Annotated in this window: 1 pseudogene; it reads left to right on the forward strand. The window is 58.8% G+C overall.

What is annotated here, in order from left to right:
* Positions 1-560, forward strand: a pseudogene (locus WH277_RS00815) (DNA polymerase III subunit gamma/tau); the annotation flags it as partial.

Raw genomic sequence — 560 nt, forward strand, 5'->3', positions numbered from 1 at the left:
GCTGGATCAGGAGCAGATCCGTGGTCAGCTTGAGCACGTGCTGCACGCTGAGCATATCAGTGCTGAAACCCGTGCATTACAGCTGCTGGCACGCGCTGCTGACGGCAGTATGCGTGATGCACTGAGCCTGACCGACCAGGCGATTGCGATGGGCCAGGGGCAGGTGACTACCTCCACTGTCAATGACATGCTGGGCACGCTAGATGATGAACAGCCACTGGCGTTGATAGAAGCACTGGTCCATGCCGAGGGTGCAGAGGTCATGGCGTTGCTCAACCAGGCCGTTGCGCGGGGTGTGGAGTGGGAAGCGCTGCTGGTTGAAATGCTCACGCTGCTGCATCGTGTGGCAATGATTCAACTGCTGCCTTCGGCACTGGGCGACGATATGGCTGCCATTGAACAGCGGCTGCGTGAACTGGCACGGGTACTACCGCCCGCAGATGTTCAGCTTTATTACCAGACGCTGTTAGTAGGCCGCAAAGAGTTGCCGCTGGCACCGGATCGCCGTATGGGTGTGGAAATGACGTTGCTGCGTGCACTGGCTTTTCACCCTAAAGCCG

This window comes from Erwinia sp. MYb416 (assembly GCF_037479575.1).
Lineage (GTDB): Bacteria > Pseudomonadota > Gammaproteobacteria > Enterobacterales > Enterobacteriaceae > Erwinia > Erwinia rhapontici.